The 21198-nt window shown below is 58.5% G+C and carries 14 protein-coding genes; 5 read left to right on the forward strand and 9 right to left on the reverse strand.

The genetic code is table 11. The features are described 5' to 3' along the window. Positions 1 to 44: 44 nt before the first annotated feature. The 4 genes from BW43_RS19370 to BW43_RS19355 are packed head-to-tail and all read right to left on the reverse strand — an operon-like array spanning position 45 to position 3931. Positions 45 to 818: an enoyl-CoA hydratase gene (locus BW43_RS19370; protein ID WP_032885667.1), complete on the reverse strand. Its 774-nt coding sequence runs from the start codon at positions 816 to 818 to the stop codon at positions 45 to 47. Positions 819 to 829: 11 nt separating this feature from the next. Continuing rightward, positions 830 to 1957, reverse strand: coding sequence for an acyl-CoA dehydrogenase (locus BW43_RS19365; RefSeq protein WP_032885668.1), 1128 nt, complete (start codon positions 1955 to 1957; stop codon positions 830 to 832). Positions 1958 to 1966: 9 nt separating this feature from the next. Further along, entirely contained in the window at positions 1967 to 3151 is a 1185-nt protein-coding gene (locus BW43_RS19360; protein WP_032885669.1) for an acetyl-CoA C-acyltransferase, read from the reverse strand. Positions 3152 to 3163: 12 nt separating this feature from the next. Continuing rightward, positions 3164 to 3931 (reverse strand): SDR family NAD(P)-dependent oxidoreductase, encoded by a 768-nt coding sequence (locus tag BW43_RS19355; protein ID WP_032885670.1) that lies wholly within the window; start codon positions 3929 to 3931, stop codon positions 3164 to 3166. Positions 3932 to 4222: 291 nt separating this feature from the next. Between BW43_RS19355 and BW43_RS19350 the strand changes: the two genes are divergently transcribed. The 5 genes from BW43_RS19350 to BW43_RS0127345 all read left to right on the forward strand — a co-directional run bounded on the left by BW43_RS19350 (position 4223) and on the right by BW43_RS0127345 (position 14437). Then, positions 4223 to 5116, forward strand: coding sequence for a bestrophin family protein (locus tag BW43_RS19350; protein ID WP_032885671.1), 894 nt, complete (start codon positions 4223 to 4225; stop codon positions 5114 to 5116). Positions 5117 to 5193: 77 nt separating this feature from the next. After that, the gene (locus BW43_RS19345) at positions 5194 to 6252 is read left to right on the forward strand and encodes a tetratricopeptide repeat protein (protein ID WP_032885672.1); all 1059 of its coding nucleotides are present in this window, start codon (positions 5194 to 5196) and stop codon (positions 6250 to 6252) included. A 145-nt stretch (positions 6253 to 6397) separates the two neighbouring features. Then, positions 6398 to 7897, forward strand: a complete 1500-nt coding sequence (locus tag BW43_RS19340) for an ATPase domain-containing protein (protein ID WP_032885743.1) — start codon at positions 6398 to 6400, stop codon at positions 7895 to 7897. Then, positions 7897 to 9567: an ATP-binding protein gene (locus tag BW43_RS19335; RefSeq protein WP_032885673.1), complete on the forward strand. Its 1671-nt coding sequence runs from the start codon at positions 7897 to 7899 to the stop codon at positions 9565 to 9567. Before BW43_RS19340 ends, BW43_RS19335 begins: the two co-directional genes overlap by 1 nt. A 151-nt stretch (positions 9568 to 9718) precedes the next feature. Beyond that, on the forward strand, positions 9719 to 14437 hold the full coding sequence (locus BW43_RS0127345) for a hypothetical protein (RefSeq protein WP_050442816.1): 4719 nt from the start codon (positions 9719 to 9721) through the stop codon (positions 14435 to 14437). A gap of 34 nt (positions 14438 to 14471) precedes the next feature. On the opposite strand, the gene BW43_RS19330 is transcribed toward BW43_RS0127345, so the two are convergent. The 5 genes from BW43_RS19330 to BW43_RS19310 all read right to left on the reverse strand — a co-directional run bounded on the left by BW43_RS19330 (position 14472) and on the right by BW43_RS19310 (position 21039). Continuing rightward, positions 14472 to 14849 carry a response regulator gene (locus BW43_RS19330; protein WP_032885674.1) on the reverse strand — a complete coding sequence of 126 codons (378 nt, stop codon included), beginning with the start codon at positions 14847 to 14849 and terminating at the stop codon, positions 14472 to 14474. 78 nt (positions 14850 to 14927) lie between these two features. Continuing rightward, positions 14928 to 16121 (reverse strand): hybrid sensor histidine kinase/response regulator, encoded by a 1194-nt coding sequence (locus BW43_RS19325; RefSeq protein WP_032885675.1) that lies wholly within the window; start codon positions 16119 to 16121, stop codon positions 14928 to 14930. After that, complete coding sequence (locus BW43_RS19320; protein WP_032885676.1) at positions 16115 to 16714, reverse strand: chemotaxis protein CheB; 600 nt, start codon at positions 16712 to 16714, stop codon at positions 16115 to 16117. Before BW43_RS19320 ends, BW43_RS19325 begins: the two co-directional genes overlap by 7 nt. Continuing rightward, on the reverse strand, positions 16711 to 17541 hold the full coding sequence (locus BW43_RS19315; RefSeq protein WP_177326419.1) for a protein-glutamate O-methyltransferase CheR: 831 nt from the start codon (positions 17539 to 17541) through the stop codon (positions 16711 to 16713). Before BW43_RS19315 ends, BW43_RS19320 begins: the two co-directional genes overlap by 4 nt. Beyond that, positions 17542 to 21039 carry a response regulator gene (locus BW43_RS19310; RefSeq protein ID WP_032885746.1) on the reverse strand — a complete coding sequence of 1166 codons (3498 nt, stop codon included), beginning with the start codon at positions 21037 to 21039 and terminating at the stop codon, positions 17542 to 17544. It abuts the gene before it with no gap. Between the last annotated feature and the right edge of the window lie 159 nt (positions 21040 to 21198).

Consider the following 21198-nt stretch of genomic DNA (forward strand, 5'->3'; position numbering starts at 1 on the left):
GCAAGCCCCCTCCCACATGTGCACTTCAGTACATGAAGATTGGCTTACTTATCCTTGAACTCTGGCGCGCGCTTGGCCACAAACGCCGCCATACCTTCCTTCTGATCCAGCGTCGCAAACGCCGCATGGAACACGCGGCGCTCAAAGCGCACGCCTTCGGACAGGCTCACTTCAAACGCACGGTTCACGCTTTCCTTAACCATCATGCTGATTGGCACCGACTTGCCAGCAATCAGCGTGGCGACCTTCAGCGCTTCATCCAGCAGCTCATCGGCCGGCACGATGCGCGCGACAATCCCACAACGCTCCGCTTCCACCGCATCGATAAAGCGCCCGGTCAGGCACATTTCCATGGCCTTGGCCTTGCCTACCGCGCGGGTCAGGCGCTGGGTGCCGCCCATGCCGGGCAGGACGCCGAGGTTGATCTCTGGCTGGCCGAATTTGGCGCCATCACCCGCCAGGATGAAGTCGCACATCAGCGCCAGTTCGCAGCCGCCGCCCAAAGCAAAACCGTTGACGGCGGCAATGATCGGCTTGCGGCGGTTGGCCACGCGGTCGCTGTCGCTGAACAGGTCATCGAGGTAAATCTGCGGGTAGGTCAGCTCGGCCATTTCCTTGATATCGGCGCCGGCCGCAAAGGCTTTCTTCGAACCGGTCAGCACGATGCAGCCGATGTGCGGATTGGCTTCCAGATCATCCAGTGCATGGTTCAACTCACTGACCAGCTGCGCATTCAGCGCATTCAGGGCTTGCGGACGATTCAGGGTAATCAGCCCGACGCGGCCCTGGACGTCGAGCAAAATGGTTTCGTAACTCATGTATCGGCTCCTTAGAGATTGCGTGAGATGACCATGCGTTGAATATCGCTGGTGCCTTCGTAGATCTGGCAGACCCGCACATCGCGGTAGATCCGCTCCAGGGGAAAGTCGCTCAGGTAACCGTAACCGCCCAAGGTTTGCAAGGCGGCCGAACAGACTTTTTCGGCCATTTCCGAGGCAAACAGCTTGGCCATCGACGCTTCCACCAGCGCCGGCTTGCCGCTGTCGCGCAAGGCGGCGGCGTAATGCACCATCTGCCGTGCCACGGCGATTTGCGTGGCCATGTCGGCGAGTCGGAAGGCTACCGCCTGGTGTTCGATCAGCGGTTTGCCGAAACTCTCGCGCTCGCGGGCGTAGTCGCGCGCCGCTTCAAACGCGGCACGGGCCATGCCCACTGCTTGCGAGGCGATGCCCACGCGGCCGCCTTCAAGGTTGGCCAGGGCGATCTTGTAGCCTTCACCCTCCTCACCCAAACGGTTGGCCACCGGGACCTTCACGTCTTCAAACAGAATCTGGCACGTGTCGGACGCATGCTGCCCCAACTTGTCCTCGACCCGCGCGACGCTGTAGCCCGGCGAATCGGTGGGCACGATAAACGCGCTGATCCCGCGTTTGCCTGCCGCCGGGTCGGTAACGGCAAACACAATCACCACCCCAGCGTTTTGCCCGGAGGTGATGAACTGTTTACAACCGTTGAGCACGTAGTGGTCACCGTCCAGACGCGCGCGGGTTTTCAGGCTGCTGGCGTCGGAACCGGCCTGCGGTTCGGTCAGGGCAAAGGCCCCCAGCATGGCGCCGCTGGCCAGAGGCGTGAGGAACTGCGTTTTTTGCTGGTCGTTGCCGAACTTGAGGATGGGCACGCAACCCACCGAGTTGTGCACGCTCATGATGGTGGAGCAGGCTCCATCACCGGCGGCAATTTCTTCCAGGGCCATGGCGTAAGCCAGGTAGCCGGTATCGCAACCGCCCCATTGCTCCGGCACCAGCATGCCGAAAAACCCCAGTTCGGCCATCTCGCCGATGGCCTCCTTGGGAAAGCGGTGCTCGCGATCCCATTCGGCGGCGAAAGGTTTGAGACGTTCCTGGGCGAATTGCCGGGCCGCGTCGCTGATTTGCAGTTGTTCGTCATTGGGCAGCATCGTGGCTCCTTAATACAGGCATTCGACGGCCATGGCTGTGGCTTCACCACCGCCGATGCAGATCGCGGCAACGCCACGCTTGAGGCCCTTCTGGCGCAGGGCCGAGAGCAAGGTCACCAGGATGCGGGCACCCGAGGCACCAATCGGGTGGCCGAGGGCGCAGGCACCGCCGTGCACGTTGACCTTGGAATGGGGGATTTGCAGCTTGCTCATGGTCACCAGGCTGACCACCGCGAAGGCTTCGTTGATCTCGAACAGATCCACTTCATCAAGGTTCCAGCCGGTCTTGCTCATCAATTTGCGAATCGCACCCACTGGCGCCACGGGAAACAGCCCCGGCTCATCGGCAAATGCAGCATGCCCATGGATCACCGCCAACGGCTTGAGCCCACGCTTGTGCGCCTCGGACTCGCGCATCAGCAGCAGCGCCGCAGCACCGTCGGAAATCGAGCTGGAGTTGGCCGCTGTCACCGTGCCGCCTTCGCGGAACGCCGGTTTGAGGCTGGCAATCTTGTCCAGCTTGGCTTTGGGGGGCTGCTCATCGTGCAGAATGGTTTTTTGCTCTTTGCCGACAGTGACCTGTACCGGGACGATTTCGGCAGCGAAGTTGCCGTGGGTGATCGCCTCCTGAGCGCGGGTCAGGGAGGCAATGGCGAAGGCATCCTGGGCTTCACGGGTGAAGCCGTTATGCAGGGCGCAGTCTTCGGCGAAGGTGCCCATCAGGCGGCCCTTGTCGTAAGCGTCTTCCAGGCCGTCGAGGAACATGTGGTCGAGGACGCGGCCATGACCCATGCGGTAGCCACTGCGGGCGCGGTCCAGCAAATACGGTGCGTTGGACATGCTCTCCATACCGCCAGCAATCACCACATCGACACTGCCCGCCAGCAGTGAATCATGGGCCAGGATGGCGGCTTCCATACCTGAGCCGCACATCTTGTTGAGGGTGGTGCAACGGGTGGACTTGTCCAACCCGGCGCCCAATGCCGCTTGCCGCGCTGGCGCCTGGCCCAGGCCAGCAGGGAGTACGCAGCCAAACAGCACTTCATCCACGGCGTCGGTGGCGATACCGGCGCGCTCAACCGCTGCACGAATAGCGGCGGCACCGAGTTGAGGTGCGGTCAGTCCCTTGAGGTCACCCTGGAACCCGCCCATGGGCGTGCGCACGGCGCTGACAATCACGATGGGATCAGTCATGGGTCACTCTCCTTACTTGGCTGCCATGCGCAAGGCACCGTCAAGACGGATCACCTCGCCATTGAGCATGCTGTTTTCAATGATGTGCCGCACCAGTGCGGCGTATTCGGCAGGCTTGCCCAGGCGTGGCGGGAATGGCACGCCGGCGGCCAGGGAGTCGCGCACTTGCGGCGTCATGCCGGCCATCATGGGCGTCTCGAAGATACCGGGAGCGATGGTCATTACGCGAATACCGAAACGCGCCAATTCGCGAGCCGCGGGCAGTGTGAGGCTGGCGATGGCACCTTTGGAGGCCGCATACGCAGCCTGACCGATTTGCCCATCGAAGGCGGCCACGGAAGCGGTATTGATGATCACGCCGCGTTCACCGTCGGCATTCGCTTCGGTTTCCGCAATGGCCGCAGCGGCCAGGCGTAACAGGTTGAAGCTGCCGATCAGGTTGACGTTGATCACCTGGGCGAAGTTCGCCAGCACGTGAGGGCCGTTCTTGCCGAGAATTTTCTCGCCGCGCACCACGCCTGCGCAATTGACCAACCCGTGCAAGCCGCCAAATGCCGAGACCGTGGCTTGCACGGCGGCTTCAGCGGCAGCTTCCTGGCTGATGTCGGCCACCGCACTGCGGGCGTTTTCACCCAATTGCTTGGCCTTGGCGGCGACCGCTTCGGCGTTCAAATCCACCAGCATCACCTTGGCACCAGCGGCGATCAGCATCTCAGCGGTGGCCGCGCCGAGGCCCGAAGCGCCGCCGCTGACCAGAAAAACCTTGGTTTCAATCTGCATCATTGTTTCCTTGAACGATGGACCGGGTAACGAGCGTATGGCCCAGATAGTCGCTTGGGTGCTGCACAGCGACAATGGTCAAAGCTTTCAACATGGCTGACTGGTTTGGCCAAGGGGGCAAGGCACTGGTGGTGAGTGGACTTGCCCCGCCCACCACAGAGGCCTGCTTGACACAGAAGCTGGCGCACCTCCGATCATAGACCCCACCGATCAGCCGGTAAGCCCAAGCGATTGGACGCCCTCCCTATCAGCTTCTAACCTGATGGCCTGCACCACCAAAGAAGCCCCCCCATGATCGTGCGTCCTAAACCCAATCTCCTGGGTATCCTGTTTTCCCTAAAAGGTTCGATTGCCAAGCGCATCGCCCTGCGCAGCCTACTGGTCACGTTGCTGGCGTCAGTGATCGTGCTCGTGGAAACCCTGCACCCCGCGTACTTCTCCAAGGTCAACGCCACGCCCTTCACCTTGCTCGGGCTCTCGTTGTCGATCTTCATGAGCTTTCGCAACAATGCCTGCTATGACCGTTGGTGGGAGGGCCGCAAGCAGTTGGGGCAGATGATCATCGAGGTGCGCTCGCTGATCCGTGAAACACAAGTACTCGCCGATGCCGCTGAACGTGCGCGCGTGTTGCGCGGGCTGGGGGGCTTTGCCCATGGGTTGATCGCACGACTGCGCCATGAAAATGAAGCCCAGGCGATACAGCCCTGGGCCAGCGTGGAAGCGGACCATCCCAACCTGCCGGACCGTGTGCTGCAACAGCTCGGCGGGCGGTTTTCGGTACTGGCTCAGCAGGGCGTCATCAGCGAATGGCGCTACACCCAGCTGGAAACCCGCTTGGTCAGCCTGAGTCAGGTTCAGGCCTCGTGCGAGCGGATAAAGACCACGCCACTGCCCTTCCCTTACACGCTGCTTTTGCACCGCACCATCTACCTGTTCTGTATTCTGCTGCCCTTCGCCATGGCCGAACCTCTGGGCTGGCTGACACCGGTGTTCACTGCCATTGTCAGCTACACCTTTTTTGGCCTGGATGAAATCGGCGATGACCTGGAAGACCCGTTCGGCTTTGATGAAAATGACCTGCCCTGCAATGCGCTCCTACGCACCTTGGAGCGTGAGATTCTCGCGGCGCTGGGCGAAACCGAACTGCCGGCGCCCTTGGAGCCAGTGGAGTACGTGCTCACCTGACGCCGGTTTGACACCTGCCCTGGTCTGACCGAAGCTGACGGCCTTTGTAATAGCTACTCAAGCTTTCGGACGCCTGCATGTCAAAGTCACGCCGTTACGCCATCGTCGGCCTGTGCGCCCTGTTCTTCATTGTGCTGCTCACCTGGTATTTCTCCCGCTCCGCCCCGGTGGCTGTGGCTCCCGCGATTGCCCATGGCTACGCCAAAGCGCTGAAACAGGCGCGTAACGGCGAGCCTGGCGCCGCCCGAGTGCTGTATCAGCAATTGGGCCGCCCGGACCTGACCGATGAGCGCCGCGCCGCCCTGCATGCTGAACTGCACAACTATCCAAGCCCCCAGGCCCTGAAGCTGGCGGATAAAGACCTGATCAATGAATCGCCGGTGGTGCGCGAAGCGGCGATCCACAGCATTGTCGGCCTGGTGCCCACGGGCCAGCGCACCCTGCTGCTGGGCCCGGCGCTGGATGACCCCGAGCAAAGCGTGCGCTTTGCCGCCGCCAATGCCTTGCTCGGCCTGTCGCCGGACACCCTTGGCCTGTATTTCGGGCCGCTGCAGCAGGTGTTGGACGAATTCGTGAAATCCCTCAAGGCCCAGCCCGAAACCGCCGAGGGGTGGATTCAGCTGGCACGCCTCTACATCCACAGCGCGCTGTTGCCGGAGGCGCAACAGGCCCTGGAACGGGCGATGCGTTTGCAACCGGACAACCTGCAAGCAGTGGTCGCGCAGATCGAGCTGCTGGATAAGCAAGGCAAGACCGACGAGTCCCGCCAATTGCTGGCGCGGCAGCTGGCGTCTCACCCCGAATCCGCCTACTTGCAACACGCCCTCGGCATGTGGCTGCTGCACCATGGCGAGCGGCCTTATGCCCTCCTCGGCCTGTCCAAAGCGGTAGAGCTTGAGCCGGATAATCAGGATTACCGCTACGACCTGGCCACCACCCTGCACGACCAGCAGGAGCTGGAGGCAGCGCAGCGCCAATTGGAAGAAATCGTCCAGCGCCACCCGGCCAATCGCAAGGCTCGGGTGCTGCTGGTCAACTACTGGAAAGAGAGTGGGCAGTTGCAGAATGTCCAAGTGCTGCTGGCTCAGCTTGAGCAACAGAATCCGGACGATCCGGCCTTGCAGCAAGGGCTCTAAGACACGCCACGACACCTCGCGGACGGCTCGCCTGTACCGATAAATTGAGCCGTTTGTTGAACGGTTGCATAGTGCCACGGTCAAGTAAACATGGCGTGTTGTGACGAACATGCCCTTCCACTTGTACGTGACCCGAGGGCACTTCTTGTCTACATCCAAAGAGCTGTTCAGTGAAAAGGCGGCCACCGGCATCGAAGGTCTTGATGACATTCTTGCCGGGGGGCTATCGCGCAGCCACCTGTTTTTGCTGGAAGGTGAACCTGGTACCGGTAAAACCACCGTGGCCCTGCATTTCCTTCAGGCCGGGGCAAAAAACGGCGAGCGATCCTTGTACATCACCTTGTCGGAGACTGAGCGCGAGTTGCGCCAGGGCGCCAAATCCCACGGTTGGGACCTGGATGACAACATCCATATTTTTGAGCTGACCCCACCGGAAAGCTTGCTCAATGCCGAGCACCAACAGAGCCTGCTGTATTCCTCTGACCTTGAGCTGGGTGAAGCCACGCGGCAGATTTTTGAGGTGGTGGAACGGGTCAAGCCGACCCGCGTGGTCGTCGACAGCCTCTCTGAGATCCGCCTGCTGGCGCAGAGTTCGTTGCGTTATCGCCGGCAGATCCTCGCCATCAAGCACTACTTTGTGCGTTATGACGCCACCGTACTGCTGTTGGACGACCTGACCACTGAATCCCTGGATAAAACCGTGCACAGCGTGGCCCACGGCGTGATCCGTCTGGAAGAATTGACGCCGAACTACGGTGCCGAACGCCGCCGGGTTCGCGTGGTGAAGTACCGTGGACAGAAGTATCGCGGCGGTTTCCACGACTTCACCATCATGCAGGACGGGGTGCATGTATTCCCTCGCCTGGTGGCCGCCGAACACCGCGGTGGTTACAACCGCCAGACGCTCACCAGCGGCATCAGCGAGATGGACTCATTGTTGGGCGGCGGTATCGAGACGGGCTCCAGCAGCCTGATTCTCGGCCCGGCCGGTACCGGCAAATCGTTGATCTCGATGATCTTCGCTGCCGCCGCCGTGTTACGCGGCGAAAAGGCAGCGCTGTTTATCTTCGACGAAGAGCTGGGGTTGTTGTTTGAGCGCATGAAAAACATGGGTATCGACCTTGAAGCGCTGCAGGCCACCGGCAACTTGATGATCGAACAAGTGGATGCTGCCGAACTGTCCCCTGGCGAGTTCTCCCACCGGGTGCGCCGCGCTATCGACGAAGGGGGTATCAAAACCGTGGTGATCGACAGCATCAACGGTTACCAGGCGGCGATGCCTGAAGAAAATGCGCTGATCCTGCACATGCACGAGTTACTGCTGTACCTCAACCGTCGCGGTGCGGCGACCTTCATGACCGTCGCTCAACACGGGTTGGTGGGTGACATGCAAGCACCGGTCGACATCACCTACCTGGCCGACACAGTGATTCTGCTGCGTTACTTTGAAGCGCTGGGCAAAGTCCGCCGGGCGATTTCGATCATCAAGAAACGTACCGGCGCCCACGAGTCGACCATTCGTGAATACCGCATCAGCAACCGTGGCTTGACCGTCGGCGAGCCCTTGGACAACTTCCAGGGCGTACTGCGCGGCATCCCGACCTACATGGGCGCAGGCTCCCCTTTGCTCAAGGATGAGCAATAGTGCCGAATCTACTTGGCGTTTCCGAACGCGCGATCATCCTGGCGCCAGTGGGGCGCGACAGTTCACTGGCGTTGATGATGCTCAACGAAGCCGGTTACTCCGGCATCGCCGCGACCCACCTGCCGATGCTGTGCGACGCGATGGAAGAAGGTGCAGGTCTGTTGATCATTGCCGCCGAAGCCTTGCGCGGTATCGAGCTGGAGCCGCTGCTGGAAAAACTGCACCAGCAGCCCGCTTGGTCGGATATGCCCATCGTGCTGATGACCCATCACGGCGGCAGCGAACAGAACGGTTCGTCCCACCTCAGTGGCCTGCTCGGCAATGTGACCTTCCTGGAGCGGCCCTTCCACCCGGTGACCCTGATCAGCCTGGTCAGCGCTGCTCTGCGCGGCCGTCGTCGCCAGTACGAGGCGCGTGACCGCCTGATCGACTTGAGCGAAAGCGAACTGCGCCTGCAACGCACACTTGAAACCCTTGAACAACAAGTCGAAGAGCGCACCGCGCAACTGCGCCACAACGAAGAGGCGCTGCGCCAATCACAGAAAATGGAAGCCGTCGGCCAATTGACGGGCGGTATCGCTCACGACTTCAACAATATGCTCACCGGGATTATCGGCAGCCTCGAGTTACTGCGCAGGCGCGTGTCCCGTGGCAAGTTGGACGACCTCGATAGCCTCATCGACCTGGGCGTCACGTCAGCTAACCGCGCAGCCGGGTTGACCCATCGGTTGCTGGCGTTTTCCCGCCGGCAATCCCTGGACTCCAAACCGGTCAATATCAATGAACTGGTCAGCTCCATGGGTGAACTGCTGGAACGCAGCATCGATGAAAGCATTACCCTTGAGATGCAACTCACCGACCAGCCTTGGACAGCTGAAGCCGACCCCAATCAGCTGGAAAGCGCCCTGCTCAACCTGGTGCTCAATGCCCGCGATGCAATGCCCAACGGCGGCAAGCTGACGGTGGAAACGTCGAATCGGCACCTGGACAGCGTTTTCACCGCTGCTTTTGGCACCCTGCCTCCAGGCGATTACGTTGAGCTGAGCATCAGTGATAATGGCTGCGGCATCCCGCAAAGCGTGATTGGCCGTGTGTTCGATCCCTTCTTTACCACCAAGCCGATCGGCCAAGGCACCGGCCTTGGTTTATCGATGATCTACGGCTTCGCCCGTCAGTCCCGCGGACACGTCACCCTGCACAGCGAGGTGGGCCTGGGGACGACCGTCAGCTTGTTCCTGCCACGTTTTCTGGGTGAGACCGTCGTGCCCGCACCCGTCGACCCTGCGTTGCTGCCATTTGCCAATTCCGGGGAGACCGTGCTGATCGTCGAGGACGACCCCGCCGTACGCGTGCTGGTCAGCGCAGTACTTAAAGAGCTGGGTTATGGGTTTGTTGAGGCAGAGGACGCCAATACGGCATTGCCGATCATTGAATCTGAACAGCGGATCGACCTGTTGATCAGCGATGTCGGCTTGCCCGGCATGAACGGCAGACAAATGGCAGAGATCGGCCGGCAGATGCGGCCGGATCTGAAGGTATTGTTTATTACCGGCTATGCCGAACATGCCGCCGTGCGCGGTGGTTTTCTCGACCCTGGCATGCAGTTGATTACCAAGCCATTTACCTTTGATTTGTTGACGGCGAAGGTGCGGGAGATGATCCGGGCGTGATGTGATGCATGTATTGCTTGCGGCACAGCCAGGTCAAGAGGGAAAAGTTCGGAAATCATTGGCGTCGGGATAAGCGGAATCGCCAGAACGGTTTTGGGTACTGAGAGTGACACCTAGGGTGTTCCTCCCTGCCGACCTGACGAGCTAGCCAATGATCCCATCCCGTAATGATGTAGTGCTCAGTCATCACCTCACGATGAACGTCAACGCGCCACTGACGTCCGTAGATCAACCCCAGTTCAATAAGCCTGGGCTCAGGACTGAAGGTCCCGTCCCCTCCCATGACACCGCCCGTTCCGAGGGCGACAGCCTTCTGGCCGAGATTTATGGCAAGGCACTCCTTCGCTTGACTGATGTTGAAAGTCAGGATCGGGAGGTGATGATAGAAAACATTCCTCCCAACTCCACATTCGGTCAGTGGTGGGCGCAATTAGGGCGAGCGATGCAGTCCGATGATGTCAAGGAGTGGATGAGACACATCGGGGTGGATAGCCGCACAGTGAAAATCACGCCCGAATCGGGTCAAGTATCTTTCAAAGTTCAGCGCTATATCACCGCATCACCAGTGACACAGACGCATGGCCAGGAAGACAAGCAGTGGTCCGGGGTAAGCGGCCCTGTCGTTGAGGCGGCGAAGGTCATAGCGGCGGGCAACGGACTTTCCACTTTCTCCCCGCCGTTGTCCGAACACAGCAACAGCGCGCCGTTATGGCTGGTGAAGCGCTTCTATCGGGAGCCCGAAAAATCGTCAGTCGCAGAGCGCCAGGACAGAGCGGCGCAATTGGCGCAGGATAAATCCTTTGCTCAGCTACCCGCCGGCCTTCACGAGGCGCGCAGTGAGGAGGCACTCACAGGGCAAAAGAAGGCCCTGGGAGATAAGAATACCCGCCGTGATGCCGCGTTTGCGTTCACGCATCTCGCCATGCTTTTAAAGCGCGGCGATCTTCCCTCCGAGCTGATTCTTGATCACCTGCAGAAAAACAACGTCCAGATCGCCCCCGACAGCAGCTATCCAGAAGCTGCGATGAACACATGGGGCGAAGCCACACTTGAGCACTACCTGCAGGCAAACGGTTGGGATATTCCCACCAATCACCAGGAAGCGGAGAATCTCGCCGCGGCCCTGCTCCGACCAGAACCCCAACACCCGCCCCATGGCAACTATGGCGGTGCACTGGCATGGCCGATACCACTCGACACCCGCAGCCAGTGGCAACTGAGGGCAAACCTACGTCACGGCAAGATCGGCGACATTGACCTGAAGCCTTTCAAGAGCGTGCTGGAGTACCTGGCGCAAGACGCGACATTCGAGCCTTCCGAGTTACGTCATCCTCAACGGGTCCTCGACAGGTTGATCCAGTCGCCCAGGGGGCAGGCACTTGGCCAAGCACTGCAGAGCAGTTTCGATGCAAAGTCTGTGAAAGGCAGTCCCAACGACTGGCTGCTGGCTGCGCTGAGTATTGACCGTAAGGTTCAACCAGGCGCTCCCAGAGGCTACGTAGCGGGCATTTCTACCTTGGGCCCTAATGTTTACGGGAAGCCTGTAGCGGGCATCGTCAAGGACCTGAGCGACTACCTGGTGTCCTCAGGCCAAGCATCGTCGCCCGAGAAAGCCGCGCTGCAAGCCCACCTGCTGTTGGCAAGTCGTACGCCGGAGTTGCTGGTCAAGGACATCCCCGAAAGCCTGACCTTCGGCTCTCACAGTTGGGTCAGTTTTGTCACCGCCGTCGGGCGCCTTGAGGCCAAGGCAGCGGGATCAACGGCGGCGATGACCTACGGCGAGGTGATGCTGCAAGCGGCGATCGCACCGATCTCTGAAGAGGAGCGTCGTACTGAGTTCCTTGTCCAGCAGGAAGCGCTCAAGGACTGGGGGCGTGCCAATGGCTTGCCTTACCCTGAAAACGAAACGCAGATGAACGCAGTGCGCAACGCGTTTCATGCTCGGATCGCTGAATTGAAAACTGCCAGCGACGCGCAACGTGCACCGATGCCGATAGCCAGGGACATGGCGCGGGAAGAGTTACAGAAGGCGCTGCCGCACATGGCTGCGGCACTGTTTGATGAAAAGTGCATCACGCTGGAGCCTTCTGTTGCGGATTTCCCCGGACCTTATTCGGTCCTGGATTTGTACATGGATGGAAGAAGTGCACATGGCGCACCCACCGCCCAACCCGATGCTTTTTATAGAGCGCTCTTCACCGACGGATCCCCCTACTCGCCCAGCAGGTTTGTTTCGTCAGCCTCTGGCGTCAATATCAGCGAGGTCCTGAAAACGATAAAGCAACTCCCTCATCTTTCCTCGGCCTTCAAAAGTGCGTTTTCGGCGTACTGCTCAGGCATGGAAAAAAGCCTGGGCACGCAAGTCAAACACTTGATATCGCAACAACCCATTTCCACGCGAAATAATCTTGAACTCGGAAAATTAACTCTTGTTAAAGAGCAATACATTGACTATTCACCCTTCTCTCTCATGCCGAAAATACGCGAGCGTGACGATCACAACCTGTTGGTCAAAACTGAACGCATGGGTCAGATTCATACCTACGAGATAGATCTAAAACACGCAAAAATTACCGAACGTACCGACCTGGGCGATTTTCGACCTGGAAGATTCCCAACCGGTCACACCCATCCTGATAGAAAACTTGTCCAGGTGATTCCCGACACACCGTCCGCGTCAGGCCTCACGGATGAAAAAAGTGGCGCAACCGCCACGCCCGATAGCTTTAACAGTGAACGCACCTCTTATATTGCCGATGCGTTTATCAAACACATCAATATCAAATCACTCACAATGGAGGCCCAACAACAAACGACCTTTGACACTGAGGAGCCTTTTCACAAAAAGGTGCGTGAGTTCATGTTGAATCTGATCCCGTTAAGGTCGGCGATTTTCAACTTTCAAAACGGTGATTACGCTGAAGGCGTTTTGGATCTGACATTGGATGTGTTTGGTTTTATCGTCGGGGCCGGTGCGGCGGCAAAGGGCGCCAAAGCAATGATGTCCGGCGCTTCCGCACTCAGCAAGCTGCTCCACGGCGCTAAGATTGTCGGGCGTACAGCCATAGGAAGTCTTAATCCCTTCGACGGCGCAACGGACCTCGCCAAGGGGGCCTTTTACCTCGCGAAAACTGGTTCCACGTCAGTACTAAAGGGTTTTAGAACACTGACTCATTCTGCCGGCAGTTATGACCTGGTGTCCGCCAGTAAACGTTTCGACGCGGCCTCGGTGGGAACATTCAAGGTCAACAACGAGTTCATTGAAGCACCGGCAACCCTTCTCGATGGAAAGTGGCACGCCTTCAACCCGGCAACCGGGCAACCCTACGGCCCTGCCATAAAAGACTTCCTGCCTTCGGTACACAGCAATGATTTGGGAAGTTTTGCGACAGCAACGGACCCTGCAAAAAGAATAAGTGGCGCGGTGGTCGGCGACTGGAAGAAATCCGTTAGAACCCATCGAGAAGGGCCAGATAAAGAGGCGTTTGACCGCGGCTATATTTACGGAGACCCGCGGAAGATCAATGGCTACTCCAATAAGATGTCATTGGCTGACTTAATGAAGCTTGGCGCCAGTAAAACCCTGACATCAGAACAGGTCGGCATGTTGGTCAAAAAGTATGACGACATGGCCTATCAGTTCGGTAAAAACACATCGGCGCGATTTATAGGCAACATTGAGCCGCGCTTCGGCGACGTTACGCCTATGCCCCAAATCATTTACCTCACCCAAACAGGGCAATTGTCTGATGGTCAGTGCGCGGCTCTCGCACGTGCCATGGCAACGGCGATGGCGCAAGGCAAGGAGCAAGTGTTAATCAAGAATATGTACACCGCCGCGGCCTTTGCGTTAGATCCGGCCTCCAGGGATTTCGTCGCCAAGCTCAGTAGAATCCAAAGCAAAACGGGTGGCCAAAGTGCCTTCCACGCAGGACAGCCCACCCGTCAGGTTTCCATTCAAGACATGGTCAGGGAGCTGTCCAATTCGACGGTTTCGAAATCCTTAATGATCGACTCTCCAGGCCATGCGATGGCCGCAGGAGTAAAAGTCGATGGCGGGTATAAAACGTATTACTTTTATGATCCCAACCATGGTCTCGCCAACTTTTCAAGCGCAGAGGCGATGCAAAAAGGCTTAGAAAAACTGACGCGTGACAAGAAACTTCAGCCCCCCTATAAAACCCATAGCACCGACCCAACAAAGTTGGAATTCAAGGTCTTTGATCACACGGATGACTGGCAGCAAAAAAACAGCGTTTTCAATCTGGACGTCAACAGCTTGTACAGCGCCCCCCTCACTCCGTCCGGCCCCCAAAAACTGTCTAACACTCAGTTGAGACAGAACTTGGAAATACTGCACAAAGCGCCGGGTAATCAGGGCCTGGTTTGTTACGAGGCGTCTATGCGGGTAGGGCAGGCTGAAAAAAGCCTTTCATCTGAAGTGTACGATGCTGTCATAAAGGCTACAGACCGCAGCGGCGGCACAAACTATTCGCCGCATTACCTGGACCTGATGGGAATCAAAACAGATAACCTCCAAACGGTGTTCAACAGCGCTGACATTACAGAGTCCGGGCTATTGAATTTCAAGCATACCAATGAGGGCGAAGCGTTCGCGCACACCGTCTACATCCAAAAAACCAAAGATAATCAGTTGTACCTTTTCAACACTAATAGTCCGGATCTGGATATGGCCATGATCAAAAATGGCAACCTCCCGGTAATTAGCGGCGGTATGACGGTCTATCCACTGAGCAACGACAAAGGTCTGCAGGCCTTCCTCAATGGTATTGACGGAAAACGCGGTTGGCAGTTCGCGTACACGCCAGCCAGTACGCTCAACGCCAATGTTCAAAGGTTAAAACGTTAACGATTGAATTGAGTGGCGCCCACGCGCCACTTTTTCACGCCAGCAAGCGTTGGATATGCTCGTGCAGGGTATCCAGGTCAAACGGCTTGGCCAGGATCGGCGCATTGCGCGTGATCGGGCTGTTGCATTCGAGAATTTCCTGCGGGTAACCGCTGATAAAAATGACCTTCAATTCCGGTCGCAACTGGATCGCCGGTTCTGCGATCTGTACCCCGGAAATCCCGCCCGGCAGACGGTAGTCGGTGACCATCAGGTCCAAGTGCGGCTTGGTCGCCAGAATCTCGAACGCTTGCTTGCCGTCGATCGCCTTCAGGACCCGATAACCCAGGCCTGCCAGGTATTCACCCAGCACAAACATAATGGATTCGTCGTCCTCGACGATCAGTACGACATCTTGTGCATCTTCACTCATGGGAAGCCTTCGTTCGGTCAATTGCTGCAAGTACGACCATGGGGTCACGCAGAGGTTGCGTCGAAGTGACGATTGATTTCACGCTGACGTTTCAAGGGGCAGACACACCCGAAACAGCGCGCCCTCGCCTATCTGGCTTTCGACCTCGATGGTGCCGCCATGGGCCGAAACGATCTGCTCGGAAATAAACAGCCCAAGGCCCAGGCCCGCCGCCACTTGGCTGGCAGACACGCGCTCGAACTGCTGGAAAATACGCTTCTGGTTCTCTGCACTGATGCCGATACCGTGGTCGCGCACTTCGACCCTAGCTTCGCCATGCTCGCTGTACACCTGCACCTCCACTGGGCTTTTGGCCCCGTAGCGCAAGGCGTTGGTCAGCAGGTTGGTGACTACCTGCTCAATGCGGAACTCATCCCAGTTCCCTTCGACGGGCCCTTGCACAACCAGTTGCATCGACGAGTCGGCGGCTGCCACTTGTGGCGCGAAGTTCTCCACCAGGTTGCTGACCAGTTGCGCGAGGTCAAACCTTGCGGGGCGGATCGACAGCTTGCCGGTGCGAATGCGCGACACATCAAGCATGTCTTCAATCAGGCGAATCAAGCTTTTGATCTGCCGCTCATCGCGGTCAACCATCGCGTGCATCTTGTCCAGGGTGAACGCGGCGGCGTTATCCCGGGCCAGGTGCATCTTGCGTAGCTGTGTCTCCAGGATCAGCCCGTTAAGGGGCGTACGCACCTCATGGGCGACAATCGACATAAAGTCATCACGCATGCGCACAGCCTGTTCCAACTCGGCCTGGGTGGCCTGCAGGCGGTTCAGCAACTGCTCCTGCTCGCGGCGGCTGCGCTCCAACGCTTCAACCTGTTGCTTCATGGCCTTGCTTTGGCGGTACAAGTCGACGAAGACATTGACCTTGCTCTTCACCGCGTGGATATCCAGCGGTTTATGCAGGAAGTCCACCGCGCCGCTCTCGTAGCCCTTGAAGGCGTAGTTGAGTTCGCGGCCGGCGGCACTGACGAACACGATCGGGATGTTCTTGGTTTTTTCGGTGCCTCGCATCAGTTCGGCCAATTCAAAACCGTTCATGCCGGGCATCTGCACGTCGAGAATCGCCATGGCGAATTCGTGTTCCAGTAACAGGGACAAGGCCTCGTCGGCGCTCAACGCTTTGAAGACCTGGCGATCCTCGCGTTTGATCAGCGCTTCGAGAGCCAGCAGGTTCTCCGGCAGATCGTCGACGATCAGCAGTTTGGCCTGGAAGGTACTTAACATGGGGAGGATTCCAGCAAAGCCAGCAACGAGCCAATTTGGCTCAGCGTGAGAATATGGTCAGGTGTATGCAAGGCCAGGGCCGCTAGCGGCATCACCGAAATACGCGCCTCGGCGGGGTCTTGCACGACGGTGATCCCCCCCGAGCGCTTGACATGGGCCAACCCTTTCGCGCCGTCCTGGTTGGCGCCGGTCAGCAGAATAGCCAGCAAGTTTTTGCCATAGGCATCAGCGGCGGACGCGAACAGGTAATCGATGGCGGGCCGGGAATGATGCACGCGATCCTCCTGGCTCAGGGACAGGCTGCGGTCATGCTCCACCGACAGGTGATAGCCGGGGCCGGCGAAATACAGGGAGCCCGCTGCAATAATTTCTTTGTCACGAGCTTCAAGGACCGGGATACGCAAGCGCCGCGCAAATACCTCGGCCAGCTGGCTGCGGCGCTCATCTGGCAGGTGCAGCACGGCAATGATCGGCAATCCAAAGCCCGCAGGCAGCTCGCCAAAAATATGCAGCAACGCCTCCACACCGCCGGCAGACGCGCCGACGACGATGGCTTCAATCCCGCGAATCGGGCTGGCTTGCGCGTCGTTCATGATTTCCGGTAGATCCGCTCTTGCTTGACCAAGGCTTCGAACTGCTTGCTGTAGGCAGAAAAATCCAGGGTTTCCTTACTGCCCAGCACCAGGAAGCCGCGATGGCACAGCGACTCATGAAACAACCCAAACGCCCTGTCTTGCAACTTTTTATTGAAATAAATCAGTACGTTACGGCATGAAATTAATTGAGTTTCTGAGAACACGCTATCGGTCGCCAGGCTGTGATCAGCAAAGGTCACGTTCTCGCGCAGCGTCTTGTCGAAGATCGCGTAATCGTAAGCCGCCGTGTAGTAGTCGGCAAATGAACGCTGCCCACCCGCCTGCTGATAGTTGGCGGTATAGGCGCGCACGTTCTCCAGGGAAAAGATGCCCTGCTTGGCTTTATCGAGCGAGGCAGGATTGATGTCCGTGGCATAGATGATCGTGCGCTCCAGCAGCCCTTCTTCGCGCAGGAGGATCGCCATGGAGTACACCTCCTCCCCTGTGCTGCAGCCGGCGATCCAGATCTTGATCGACGGATAGGTTTTGAGCAGCGGTACGACTTCCTGGCGGATCGCCAGGAAGTGCGACGGGTCGCGAAACATCTCGCTCACCGGGATCGTGAGAAATTGCAGCAATTGCATGAATGCCGCTGGATCATGCAGCACCCGTTCCTGCAACGCCGAAATGGTCGCGCAGTCGAACTGGCGCAGGGCGTGAGCCACACGGCGTTTGACCGACGCACCCGAGTAGTCGCGAAAGTCATAGCTGTACTTGAGGTATATCGCCTCAATCAGCAGGCGCAGCTCAATGTCGCTGCTCTTGTCCAAAAAAACGTGCTCCACTTAAATGCGTTCCATCTTGGGTAGCCATACGCGAATCAGTGAGAACAGACGGTCCAGATCGATCGGCTTTGCCAAGTAATCGTTGGAACCCGCCGCGAGGCAGCGCTCCTGATCGTCCTTCATGGCCTTGGCCGTCACCGCAATAATCGGCAGCTTCTTCCAACGCGGGTCCTGGCGGATCAGGGCGGTGGCTTCGTAACCGTCCATCTCCGGCATCATCACGTCCATCAGCACCAGGTCGATATCGTCGACTTCATTGAGTTTCTCGATGGCTTCACGGCCGTTACGCCCGATCACCACCACGGCACCTTTATGCTCCAGGGCGCTGGTGAGGGCGAAGATGTTGCGCACATCGTCGTCCACCAACAGGATCTTGCGCCCCTCGAAGACCTTGTCGCGGCTGCGGGCAGTCTTGAGCATCTTCTGGCGGTCATGGGACAGCTGGGATTCGACTTTGTGCAGAAAGAGTGTGACTTCGTCCAGCAGGCGCTCCGGCGAACGGGCGCCCTTGATGATGATTGAGCGCGAGTACTTGCGCAGCTCGGCTTCTTCATCTCGGGTGAGATTACGCCCGGTGTAGACAATCACTGGCGGGAACGAGCAAATGTCCTCGGTGGCCATGCGCTTGAGCAGCTCGTTGCCGAGCATGTCAGGCAGCTTGAGGTCGATGATCATGCAGTCGTAGACGTTGGTGCGCAGCAGCTCCAACGCGGCCTGGGCGTAACCGACATCGGTAATTTCGATGTCATCGTCGCCGATCAGGCGGGCAATGCTATCGCGTTGCAGGTCGTCGTCTTCCACCAGCAATACGCGCTTGACCTTTTGGGTCAGCTTGGCTTCCAGGCGCGCAAATACGTCTTTGAGCTCCTCGCGGGTGGTGGGTTTCACCGCATACCCGATGGCGCCCATGTGCATGGCAGCTTCGACGCGGTCTTCGACGGATATCACATGTACCGGGATATGTCGGGTACTGGCGTGCTCCTTGAGGCGTTGCAACACGGTCAACCCGGAATGGTCCGGCAGGCGCATGTCCAGCAGGATTGCATCGGGGATGTATTCCTCAGCCAGGCTATAACCCTCATCCGCACCGTGGGCGACCAGGCATTGGTAGCCCAGCTCGTGGGCCAGGTCGAACAGGATGCGCGCGAAGTTAGGCTCGTCTTCTACCACCAGGATGCAGCGCGTGGTGAACGGTGCCTTGTCGCGGTCGTCGGCAAAGCGCGGGATGAGTTTAGTGTCGGTCACCGGTAACGGAGACACTTTGATCGGCGTTGGTGCCGGCACTACGACGGCCTGGCGCGGCTGCTCGATCGGCGGCGCGTCTTCGGCGCGCTCCACGTACTGCTCCGGCAATACCAGCGTGAAAACGCTGCCCTTGCCCGGTTCACTGGTTACGCTGATGTAGCCACCCAGCAAGGCCGCCAGGTCCCGGGAGATCGACAGGCCCAGCCCGGTGCCGCCGTAACGCCGGTTGGTGGTGCCATCGGCCTGGCGGAAGGCTTCGAAGATGCTTTCCTGCTGGTCCGGAGCAATGCCGATCCCGGAATCGCGCACGGTAAAGGCAATGCCCCCTTCCGATGCGCTTGATACCGACAGGCTGACCTGGCCCTGTTCAGTGAACTTGACCGCGTTAGACAGCAGGTTCTTGAGGATCTGCTCCAGGCGCTGGCGGTCGGTGTACAGCATGATCGGCGCACCTGGCTGGATCTCCACCTGGAACCCCAACTTGCGGTCGGCGGCCAGCGGCTCGAACATCCCGCGCAGACCGTCCACAAGACGCGTCACGCTGGAGTTTTCCGGGCGCACTTCCAGTTTGCCGGCTTCCACCTTGGAAATATCCAGGATGTCGTTGATCAGGTTGAGCAGGTCATTACCGGCCGAATAGATCGATTCGGCGAACTTGACCTGTTCGGCACTGAGGTTGTCCTGGGGGTTTTCCGCCAGCAATTTGGCCAGAATCAACGAGCTGTTCAGCGGCGTGCGCAGTTCGTGGGACATGTTGGCGAGGAATTCGGACTTGTACTTGCTGGACCGCTGCAACTCTTCGGCGCGGTCTTCCAGTTCTACCTGAGCCTGATTGAGCTGGATGTTCTTGCGGTCCATGGCGTCGCGCTGTTCGGCCAGGGTCTGGGCCTGCTCGGCCAATTGTTCGTTAGTCTGCTCCAGCTCTGCTTGTTGGGTCTCCAGGTGGGCCTGGGATTCCTTGAGGATGCGTGACTGCTCTTCCAACTCTTCGTTGGCGGTCTTGAGCTCTTCCTGCTGCACTTGCAGCTCTTCGTTGAGCTGCTGGGTTTCGGCCAGCACTTCCTGCAAACGCTGACGATAGCGCGCGGCTTCGATGGAGGTGCCGATGTTGCCGCCGATGAGTTCCAGCAACTCAACGTCACGGTCCTCCAGCGGGCGCAGGAAACCGAGTTCGACTACCCCGTTGACGCGGTCATCATCGCTGGTCGGCATCACAAGCACGCTGCGGGTGGCGCCTTCGCCAAGGCCGGAACTGACTTTAAAGTAGTCCACTGGCACATCGTCCAGGCGAATCAGGCGATCCAGCTGGGCAGCCTGCCCAACGATGCCTTCGTCACTGTAGATCGATTGTTCCAGTTGCTCCTGGTCACGGGAGAAGCCATAAGTGGCGACCCGCTTGAGGCCGCCGTGCTCTTCGCGTACATACAGCGCCGCAACCGCCGAGCCCATGTATTGAGCGAAAAATTGCAGGATATTGCGCCCCAGCATGTTCAGGGTCAGTTGACCCAGCACTTGTTCGGCCAGCTCGGTTTGCCCGTTGCGCAACCAAGCCTGCTGTTCGAGGCGCCGTGCAATCTTCTGCTGAGACGCGAGGGTTGCGGCGTAACTCTGTGATAGAGCAAGTAAATTCTTCCGGCCGATATACGCCAGAATGCCACTCAAACCGAGTACGAATACCAGGTACAAGGTGACACTGATCACCGTGGTGCGCGTCACGTCCTCATTGCGAGTGAGGCGAAGCTGTTGCTCCATCGCCACCGCATCGTCGTACTCCTTGCGAATCTCATCGGTGAGGCGCTTGCCGCGGCCAGCCTTGACCGCGCCGCGGTAATCACCGCTTTGGCGCTGCATATCGATCATCGACTGGGCGTATTTATTCCACTCGTCCTGCATGGCCTCAAGGCGTTTGAGGCGGTCGACCTGTTGCGGGTTATCGGCCACCAGTTCCTGCAAATTGCGCAGGTCGGCAATGATGCGCGGCTTAGCCACTTCGTATGGGTCGAGGAAATGCTCGTCGCCGGTAATCAGGAAACCACGCATGCCGGTTTCCAAGTCCACGGTGAGCTTGGACGACTCGTTAAGGTTATTGATTACCCGATCGGTGTGCTCAACCCACTTGATCACCGTTAGCAAATAGGTAATCAGGCAGACGAAAAACACGGCGCTCAGCACACCCACACCCAGGGGCAATGCCACGTTCCGGCTCAGGAGGTTACGAAAGCTCTTTTCATCGACGGACGACGCAGGAGTCATGGGCATGCCTTGGCCAAATACGGAAAAACCGGGAGTTTGCCCCAAACTGGCGGGCAAGACCATTTTTCTAAAGCTGTTTTGTACAGATTCCTACAGCGGAACAAGCTATTCTCCCTAGCCTTTTGTATTGCATTGTTTTTACCGCTTGCGGGAACTTGT

It is taken from the genome of Pseudomonas sp. RIT357, assembly GCF_000632245.1.
GTDB lineage: Bacteria > Pseudomonadota > Gammaproteobacteria > Pseudomonadales > Pseudomonadaceae > Aquipseudomonas > Aquipseudomonas sivasensis.

Bases quoted from the DNA above. Each gene is read 5' to 3' on its own strand.
- BW43_RS19345 (WP_032885672.1), top strand. From the start codon at position 5,194: ATGTCAAAGTCACGCCGTTACGCCATCGTCGGCCTGTGCGCCCTGTTC.
- BW43_RS0127345 (WP_050442816.1), top strand. From the start codon at position 9,719: ATGATCCCATCCCGTAATGATGTAGTGCTCAGTCATCACCTCACGATG.
- BW43_RS19320 (WP_032885676.1), bottom strand. From the start codon at position 16,714: ATGAACGACGCGCAAGCCAGCCCGATTCGCGGGATTGAAGCCATCGTC.
- BW43_RS19325 (WP_032885675.1), bottom strand. From the start codon at position 16,121: ATGTTAAGTACCTTCCAGGCCAAACTGCTGATCGTCGACGATCTGCCG.
- BW43_RS19330 (WP_032885674.1), bottom strand. From the start codon at position 14,849: ATGAGTGAAGATGCACAAGATGTCGTACTGATCGTCGAGGACGACGAA.
- BW43_RS19310 (WP_032885746.1), bottom strand. From the start codon at position 21,039: ATGACTCCTGCGTCGTCCGTCGATGAAAAGAGCTTTCGTAACCTCCTG.
- BW43_RS19355 (WP_032885670.1), bottom strand. From the start codon at position 3,931: ATGCAGATTGAAACCAAGGTTTTTCTGGTCAGCGGCGGCGCTTCGGGC.
- BW43_RS19360 (WP_032885669.1), bottom strand. From the start codon at position 3,151: ATGACTGATCCCATCGTGATTGTCAGCGCCGTGCGCACGCCCATGGGC.
- BW43_RS19370 (WP_032885667.1), bottom strand. From the start codon at position 818: ATGAGTTACGAAACCATTTTGCTCGACGTCCAGGGCCGCGTCGGGCTG.
- BW43_RS19350 (WP_032885671.1), top strand. From the start codon at position 4,223: ATGATCGTGCGTCCTAAACCCAATCTCCTGGGTATCCTGTTTTCCCTA.
- BW43_RS19365 (WP_032885668.1), bottom strand. From the start codon at position 1,957: ATGCTGCCCAATGACGAACAACTGCAAATCAGCGACGCGGCCCGGCAA.